Raw genomic sequence first — 7,959 nt, forward strand, 5'->3', positions numbered from 1 at the left:
ATAGTAGTGGCATGACCGATCGCGACGTGCTCATCTCCGGCGCCGGGCTGGCCGGCCCCGCCCTGGCCCAGCAGCTGCTCCGGCACGGATTCCGGCCCACGGTCGTCGAGCGGGCCCCGGCCCTGCGCGACGGCGGCTACAAGGTGGACATCCGCGGCGCCGCCACCGAGGTGCTCAAGCGGATGGGCCTCTACTCCGCCGCCCGCGCCGCGGACACCGGCATGCGGCACGTGACCTACGTCGACCGCAACGGCCGGCGGATCGCCCGGCTCGACGCCGACCTGCTGATGGGCCGGCGCGGCGACGACCTGGAAATGATGCGCACCGACCTCACCCGGATCCTGTACGACGCCACCGCCGGCGCCGTCGAGTACGTCCTCGGTGACACCATCGCCACCCTGGCCGAGCGCCCGGACGGCGTCGACGTCACCTTCGCCGGCGGCGGCACCCGCCGGTTCGCCCTGGTGGTGGCCGCGGACGGGCTGCACTCGGCGACCCGCCGGATGGTCCTGGGCGAGGTGCCGCTGCGGCACCTGGGCGCGCACATCGCCATCTTCGACGTGCCGAACGAGCTGGGCCTGGACCGCGAGGAGGTCTTCTACACCGAGCCCGGCCGGATGGTCTTCGTCTACGCCACCGGCCCCGGGGCGCCGGCCAAGGTCGGCATGGTGTTCGGGTCCGCCGAGCCGCGGCTGGGCCGGGAGGTGCTGGCGGACCGCTTCGCCGGGATGGGCTGGCAGGTGCCGCGCTTCCTGGAGGTGCTGCGCGACACCCGGGACGTCTACTTCGACTCGCTGAGCCAGGTCGTGCTGCCCCGCTGGTCGGCCGGGCGGGTCGTGCTGCTCGGCGACGCCGCGCACTGTCCGTCGCCGGCCGCGGGCCAGGGCACCAGCATGGCGCTGGTGGGCGCGCACCTGCTGGCGGGCGAGCTGGCCGCGGCGGGCGGCGACCACCGGGCGGCCTTCGACCGGTACGAGGCGAGGCTGCGCCCCTACGTGGAGCGCAACCTGGCCCTCGGCGTCAAGATGGCCGGCGACATGGTGCCCGGCGGCCGGGTGTCGACGGCGATCCGCAACTACGGGATGCGCACGCTGAAGTACCACCCGCTCAAGCGCCGGCTCATCGAGCGGGTGACCCGGCCGCTGTCCGAGGCGGCCAACGCCATCGAGCTGCCGTCCTCCCCGGCTACCTGCTGGAGTGCTCCTTCCTGACGGCCTCCGCCAGGTGGGTGGGCATCGGCTCGTGCCGGGCGTACGTGCGGGTGAACGTGCCCGAACCCGAGGTGAGCGCGCGCAGCTCGACCGCGTACCGGACCAGCTCGGTGGCGGGCACCTCGGCCCGGACCAGGCTGTGGTCGCCGTCCTCGGCGACCTCGGTGCCCAGCGGCCGCCCGCGCCGCCCGGACAGGTCGCTCATCACCGGGCCCACGTAGGTGTCCGGCACCCGCACGACGATCTCGTCGACCGGCTCCAGCAGCGTGATCTGCCCCTGCTCGGCGGCGGCCTTCAGGGCCAGCGCCCCGGCGGTCTGGAAGGCGGCGTCGGAGGAGTCGACGCTGTGCGCCTTGCCGTCCACCAGCGTCACCTTCAGGTCGACCACGGGATAGCCGGCGACGATGCCGCGCTCGAGCTGGGCGCGGACCCCCTTCTCCACCGACGGGATGTAGTTGTGCGGCACCGCGCCGCCGACCACCTTGTCCACGAACTCGAAGCCGGAGCCGCGGGGCAGCGGCTCGACCTCGATGCTGCAGACCGCGTACTGGCCGTGCCCGCCGGACTGCTTGACGTGCCGGCCGAGGCCGCGCGCGCCGGCGCCGAAGGTCTCCCGCAGCGAGACCTTCACCGGCTCGGTGTCCAGCTCGACCCCGCCGGCCCGGAGCCGGTCCAGGACGACGTCGGCGTGCGACTCGCCCATGCACCAGAGCACCAGCTGATGGGTGTCGGGGTTGCGCTCCAGCCGCAGCGTGGGGTCGCCGGCGACGAGCCGGGCCAGGTTCTTGGCCAGCGCGTCCTCGTCGGAGCGGGTCTTGGCCACCACCGCGATCGGCAGCAGCGGCTCCGGCATCGTCCACGGCTCCATGAGCAGCGGCTGGTCCTTGGCCGAGATGGTGTCGCCGGTCTCGGCGCTGCCCGACTTGGTGATCGCGCAGATGTCCCCGGCGAGGCAGGAGGGCACCTCGCGCAGCTGGGCGCCGAGCGGGGAGTAGATGTGCGCGATCCGCTCGTCCGCGTCGTGGTCGGGGTGGCCGCGCTCGGTCAGGCCGTGCCCGGAGACGTGCACGGTCAGTTCCGGGCGCAGCGTGCCGGAGAAGACCCGGACCAGCGAGACCCGGCCGACGTGCCGGTCGATCGTGGTCTTGACCACCTCGGCCACCAGCGGCCCGTCCGGGTCGCAGGTCAGCGGCGGGCGCGGGGTGCCGTCGACCCCGGTGACCACCGGCAGGTCGTGCTCCAGCGGCGAGGGTGCGGCGTTGACCAGGCCGTCCAGCAGCGCGTCCAGGCCCACGCCGGTCGCGGCGCAGACCGGGATGACCGGGTAGAAGGTGCCCCGGGCCACCGCCTTCTCCAGGTCGGGCACCAGGGTGTCGGTGCTGATCAGGTCGCCGGCGACGTACCGGTCCATCAGGGTCTCGTCCTCGCTCTCGGCGATGATCCCCTCGATGAGCAGGTCGCGGTCGTCCTTGATCGGCGTCAGGTGCTCGGGCTCGGCCTCGCCGGCCCGCGGCGGATAGCCGGCCGAGTAGTCCAGCACCTGCAGCGTGACCAGGCTCAGCAGGCCGGCGACGGACTCGCCGTCGTCGCCGAGCATGGGCTGGTGGATCGGCATGACGTTCTCGCCGAACACCTCCTGGCACTCCTGCAGGGTGCCGTCGTAGTCGGCGCGCGGATGGTCGAGCCGGGTGATCGTCACGGCCCGGGGCATGCCGATCGCGGCGCACTCGTCCCACAGGGCCACGGTGGCCTCGTCCACGCCGTCGACCGCCGAGACCACGAAGACGGCGGCGTCCGCGGCCCGCAGGCCGGCGCGCAGCTCACCCACGAAGTCGGCGTAGCCGGGGGTGTCGAGCAGGTTGATCTTGACGCCGTCGTGCACCAGCGTGGCGCACGAGAGCGCGACGGACCGCTGCTGCCGTACGGCCGCAGGGTCGTGGTCGGTGACCGTGGTGCCGTCCGCCACCGTGCCCGCGCGTGAGATCGTGCCGGTCGCCGCGAGCAGCGCCTCGACCAGCGTCGTCTTGCCCGCGCCGGAGTGGCCCACCAGCACCACGTTGCGTACCCTGCCGGGCTCGGTCACCACCGGTGCGGTGAGCCCCTTCTCCTGGACCTTCTGCGTCATGATGACGCCCTCCTGTCGGCAGCCGTGGTCGGCGCCCATTCTTTCTGATCCCGACGGCTGCCTCGGGACCGGGCGGGCAGTCCGGGGTGTTTCCTGACTGTTACCTCCCCGCCCTTGGATCTGACACCCGGCGCCATCGCCCCCGCAACCCTTTGTAGTCGGCAACCGGCCCCTAGTAGTCGGCAACCGGCCCTTTATGACGATCCGGCGACGCGTGACGCACGCCTTACCGGGGTTCGGCCGGGCGCCGTTATGGTGGGACGGCCATGGCAAAGATCGTCAGCGTGCCCGCCCGCGCCCTCGTGTCGTACGTCCTCCATCCGACCGCCCGCCTCCTGCTCCGCCTCGGCGTCACCCCGAACGCGGTGACCGTCGCCGGTACCGTCGGCGTCCTGATCGGGGCGCTGGGCTTCGGCGCCCGCGGCGAACTCTTCTGGGGCACCGTGATCGTCACGGCGTCCGCGCTCACCGACGCGCTGGACGGGACGATGGCCCGCCTGCGCGGCCCGTCCGGCAAGTTCGGCGCCCTGCTGGACTCGTCGATGGACCGGATCGCCGACGCCGCCGTCTTCGGCGCCGTCGCCTACTACCTCGCCGGCCTCGGCAACCCGTACGGCGGCATGGTCGCCGCGCTGATCTCCCTCGCCTTCGGCCAGGTGGTCTCGTACGTCAAGGCCCGCGCCCAGAGCCTCGGCCTGGACGCCGACGTGGGCATCGCCGAGCGCCTCGAACGCCTGCTCATCGTCGGTGCCGGCGGCCTGCTCGGCGCCGCCGGCCTGGAGTGGGGCCTGCCGGCCGCGCTCTGGGTGCTGTCGGTGCTGTCGATCATCACGGTCTTCCAGCGGCTGGTGCACGCCGCGAAATCGGACGTGGTGCCGCCTCCGGCTCCGGAGGACACCCCTTGAGTTCCCGGCGTGATCAACTCACCGAGCTGGGCTATGCCGCCGGCTGGCGGCTGGTCCGGACGCTGCCGCTGCCCGCCGCCCGGGCGCTGTTCAACACCGGCGCCGACCGGGCCGCGAAGGCCAACGGTCCGGGCACCCAGCGGCTGCGCCGCAACCTGCGCATGGTGGTCGGCCCGAGCCTGCCCGAGGCCGAGCTCGACGAGCTGGTCCGGGCCGGGCTGCGCTCGTACGCCCGCTACTGGATGGAGGCGTTCCGGCTGCCCTCGCGCACCCGGGCGGACTTCCTGCGCGACTTCGACCTGGTCAACGCCGACGAGCTGCACCGCGTGCTGGGCGAGGGCAAGGGCGCGATCCTGGCGCTGCCGCACATGGCCAACTGGGACGCGGCCGCCGCGTGGCTCGTCTCGCACGACCACCGGATGATCACGGTCCAGGAGCGGCTCAAGCCCGAGAAGCTCTTCCAGCGCTTCCTCGCGTACCGCGAAAAACTCGGCATGGAGGTGCTCCCGCTCACCGGCGGCCAGCGGCCGCCGCTGGACGTCCTGGCCGAAAAAGCCACCCAGGGGTACGCGGTGCCGCTGCTCGCCGACCGCGATCTGTCCGCCCGCGGCATCGAGGTGACGTTCTTCGGCGGCCGCACCCGGATGCCGGCCGGACCCGCGATCCTGGCGCTGCGCACCGGCGCCCCGCTCTACGCGGCCGACCTGTGGTTCACCCCGACCGGCTCGCTCGGCCGGATCCGCCGCATCGAGCTGCCGGACCCCGCCGAGGGCCCGCTCGACGTCAGGGTCAAGATCACGACCCAGCGGATGGCCGACGCGTTCGCGCTGGGCATCGCCGAGCACCCGCAGGACTGGCACATGCTGCAGCGACTGTGGCTCGACCAGAACGCCCGGGTCTGAGGGGCTGGGCAGCGTGCGGATCGGCATCGTCTCGCCGTACTCGTTCGACGTGCCGGGCGGCGTGCAGAACCACATCATCGACCTGGCCGAGGCGCTGATCGGGCTCGGCCACGAGGTGAGCGTGCTGGCGCCGGCCGACGAGGACGCCGAGCTGCCGCCGTACGTGGTGGCGGCCGGGCGGGCGGTGCCGCTGCCGTACAACGGGTCGGTGGCCCGGATCGCCTTCGGCCCGGTGTCGACCGCCCGGGTCCGCCGCTGGCTGGCCCGCGGCAAGTTCGACGTGCTGCACGTGCACGAGCCGCTGACGCTGAGCCTGTCGCTGCTGGCGGTGCTCTCCGCGCGCGGCCCGGTGGTGGCGACGTTCCACACCGCGATGGTCCGCTCCCGCGCGCTGGCGGCGGCCCAGGGTTTCCTCCAGCTGGTGGTCGAGAAGATCACCGCGCGCATCGCGGTCAGCGAGCTGGCCCGCAAGGTGCAGGTCGAGCACCTGGGCGGCGGCGCGGTGGAGATCCCGAACGGGGTGGCGGTGGTCAAGTTCGCCACGGCCGAGCCGCTGCCGGGCTGGCCGGGCGAGGGCGGCACGCTGGGCTTCCTGGGCCGCTTCACCGAGTCACGCAAGGGCTTCGACCTGCTCCGCACGGCGTTCGTCACGCTCGCCCGGCAGCGCCCCGGCCTGCGCCTGCTGGTGGCCGGCCCGGGCGACCGCGCCGACCTGTACGACGACATCCCGGCCGAGCTGCACCCGCGGGTGGAGTTCCTGGGGCTGGTCAGCGAGGCGGACAAGGCCCGGATGCTGCGCAGCGTCGACGTCTACGTGGCCCCGAACACCGGCGGCGAGTCCTTCGGCATGATCCTCACCGAGGCGATGGCGGCCGGGGCGACAATCGCCGCGAGTGACCTGGACGCGTTCCGCCGGGTGCTCGACGGCGGCCGGGCGGGCGCGCTCTTCCCGACCGGCGACACGGCAGCGCTGACCGAGCTGCTCAGCGACCTGCTCGACGACCCGGAACGCCGGAGAGAGCTGTCGGCGGCGGCGCGGGTCGCGGTGGAGGCCTTCGACTGGCCGAGCGTAGCCAAACGGGTACTGGAGGTATACGCCACGGCGATCGAGGCCACGGACGGTCGCGTATTTGACGAAGAGTGGGCCGAACCACGGTCCGGGACGTAACTCTCCGACACAAAACGGCACTACGATGCCCGGCATGTGGTGGGTCCTGGGTGTGCTCGCGGTGGCGGCTGGGCTGTCGGCGTACCTGGCCTGGACGGCCCACCGGGTCGAGCGGGTGCACGTCCGCGCGGCCTCGGCAGGCCGAGCCCTGGACGCCCACCTGCTGCGTCGCGCGGCAGCTGCCGCGGTGGTCGCGGAGGAAACCGACTTCATCGAGCTGTACGCGGCGGCGCGGCTGGCCCTGGACGCGGAGCCCGACGAACGCGAGGCGGCGGAGAACGACCTGACCCGCCAGCTCCAGACGGCCCACCTGACCGGCGCCGACCCGGCAACCCGCACACTGGTGGCAACCAGCCGCCGCGTGATGCTGGCCCGCCAGGTGCACACCGACCTGGTCCGCGACGCCCTGACGGCCCGCCGCCGCCCGCTGGTCCGGATGCTGAGAATGGCCCGCCGCTACGAGCGCCCCCGCTACTTCGAGATCGTGGAACCGGTCCTCCCGGAACCCCCGTCAGCGGCACCCCGCCGGGCCCCGGAACCCCCGGTCCCGGTCGAAGCAGCCTGACTTGAGCCTTTAGCCAGGCCGAACCGAACGGCAACCGGGGTACGCCTGTTCTGCCCTCCCACCTCGCCGCCGCGTCCCGAAGTGGATGGCATGACGGACACGCAGATCGTGGAACTGGGCCTGCAGGCGATGACCATCGCGGCGAAGATGTGCGCGCCGGTGCTGCTGACGGCGCTGCTGATCGGTTTCGCGATCTCGCTGTTCCAGTCGGTGACCCAGATCCAGGAAGCAACCCTGTCGTTCGTCCCGAAGGCAGTAGGCGTGGGCGCGGCAATCCTCTTCTCCGGCAACTGGATGTTGCACGAGATGGTGACGTTCACGACGCAGCTGTTCGAGCGGATCCCCACCCTGATCGGCTGATCCAATCGCAAACCACGAAAGGGCCGCCCACCGGGCGGCCCTTTCGCATACCCCCAGCACGCCGCGCGGGCCGGCCACCCCACGTCCCGTCAACGCCGGACCCGCGGCGCCAGCGCATCATGACGATCTGCGGCGCGGCGCGGCGCGGGGTGGTGCGGCGCGGTGCGGGGTGGTGCGGCGCGGTGCGGGGTGGTGCGGCGCGGTGCGGGGTGGTGCGGCGCGGTGCGGGGTGGTGCGGTGCGGGGTGGTGCGGTGCGGGGTGGTGCGGGTGCGGGGCGGTGCGGGGCGGTGCGGGTGCGGGGCGGGGCGGGGCGGGGTGGGGCGGGGTGGCGGTGCGGGGTGGGGTGGTGGTGCGGGGTGGCGGGCGGTGACCGGGTGGTGGCGGTTTGTGCTGGTGGGCGGGCTGGAGACGGCGAATCCGTGGATGTTGTGGACTAATGGTCAGCTCCGCACCCCAGCGCTACAAGATCGCGCGAGGAGCCCGCAGCCGGGCAGGCGGGGAAGGGGAAAAGGGTGACCACGGCGGGCTTGGGGGCGGGGATGACCCACGCAGGGACCAAGCCTGACCGCCCGGAGTGGGTTATCCCCGCCCCCAAGCCCACCATGCAACCAGCCGGCAGCGGATAGACCATGCAACCAGCCGGCAGCGGATAGACCATGCAACCAGCCGGCAGCGGATAGACCATGCAACCAGCCGGCAGCGGATAGACCATGCAACCAGCC

General features: G+C 73.0%; 7 protein-coding genes. 6 read left to right on the plus strand and 1 reads right to left on the minus strand.

The window, feature by feature from the left end:
* The first annotated feature begins 11 nt into the window (after window positions 1-11).
* Window positions 12-1,211: an FAD-dependent monooxygenase gene (locus ACIBQZ_RS23580; protein ID WP_396090917.1), complete on the plus strand. Its 1,200-nt coding sequence runs from the start codon at window positions 12-14 to the stop codon at window positions 1,209-1,211.
* Here the strand turns inward: ACIBQZ_RS23580 and ACIBQZ_RS23585 are convergent.
* Window positions 1,186-3,336 (minus strand): elongation factor G-like protein EF-G2, encoded by a 2,151-nt coding sequence (locus ACIBQZ_RS23585; RefSeq protein WP_396090918.1) that lies wholly within the window; start codon window positions 3,334-3,336, stop codon window positions 1,186-1,188. The genes ACIBQZ_RS23580 and ACIBQZ_RS23585 overlap by 26 nt on opposite strands.
* Window positions 3,337-3,602: 266 nt before the next feature.
* Here ACIBQZ_RS23585 and pgsA point away from each other — a divergent pair, with 266 nt between their 5' ends.
* The 5 genes from pgsA (at window position 3,603) to fliQ (ending at window position 7,236) form a co-directional block, all read left to right on the plus strand.
* Entirely contained in the window at window positions 3,603-4,241 is a 639-nt protein-coding gene (gene pgsA, locus ACIBQZ_RS23590; RefSeq protein ID WP_396090919.1) for a phosphatidylinositol phosphate synthase, read from the plus strand.
* On the plus strand, window positions 4,238-5,143 hold the full coding sequence (locus ACIBQZ_RS23595; RefSeq protein ID WP_396090920.1) for a phosphatidylinositol mannoside acyltransferase: 906 nt from the start codon (window positions 4,238-4,240) through the stop codon (window positions 5,141-5,143). Before pgsA ends, ACIBQZ_RS23595 begins: the two co-directional genes overlap by 4 nt.
* 13 nt (window positions 5,144-5,156) lie before the next feature.
* Complete coding sequence (locus ACIBQZ_RS23600; RefSeq protein ID WP_396090921.1) at window positions 5,157-6,311, plus strand: glycosyltransferase family 4 protein; 1,155 nt, start codon at window positions 5,157-5,159, stop codon at window positions 6,309-6,311.
* 25 nt (window positions 6,312-6,336) lie between these two features.
* Window positions 6,337-6,876, plus strand: coding sequence for a hypothetical protein (locus ACIBQZ_RS23605; RefSeq protein WP_396090922.1), 540 nt, complete (start codon window positions 6,337-6,339; stop codon window positions 6,874-6,876).
* A gap of 90 nt (window positions 6,877-6,966) precedes the next feature.
* The gene (gene fliQ, locus ACIBQZ_RS23610; RefSeq protein WP_396090689.1) at window positions 6,967-7,236 is read left to right on the plus strand and encodes a flagellar biosynthesis protein FliQ; all 270 of its coding nucleotides are present in this window, start codon (window positions 6,967-6,969) and stop codon (window positions 7,234-7,236) included.
* Window positions 7,237-7,959: the final 723 nt, after the last annotated feature.

This window comes from Actinoplanes sp. NPDC049599 (assembly GCF_044465625.1).
Taxonomy (GTDB): Bacteria; Actinomycetota; Actinomycetes; order Mycobacteriales; family Micromonosporaceae; genus Actinoplanes.

What these genes read in the sequence shown, in the direction of transcription:
- ACIBQZ_RS23605 (WP_396090922.1), top strand. Translation starts at nt 6,337, where the DNA reads ATGCCCGGCATGTGGTGGGTCCTGGGTGTGCTCGCGGTGGCGGCTGGG.
- ACIBQZ_RS23585 (WP_396090918.1), bottom strand. Translation starts at nt 3,336, where the DNA reads ATGACGCAGAAGGTCCAGGAGAAGGGGCTCACCGCACCGGTGGTGACC.
- pgsA (WP_396090919.1), top strand. Translation starts at nt 3,603, where the DNA reads ATGGCAAAGATCGTCAGCGTGCCCGCCCGCGCCCTCGTGTCGTACGTC.
- ACIBQZ_RS23580 (WP_396090917.1), top strand. Translation starts at nt 12, where the DNA reads ATGACCGATCGCGACGTGCTCATCTCCGGCGCCGGGCTGGCCGGCCCC.
- fliQ (WP_396090689.1), top strand. Translation starts at nt 6,967, where the DNA reads ATGACGGACACGCAGATCGTGGAACTGGGCCTGCAGGCGATGACCATC.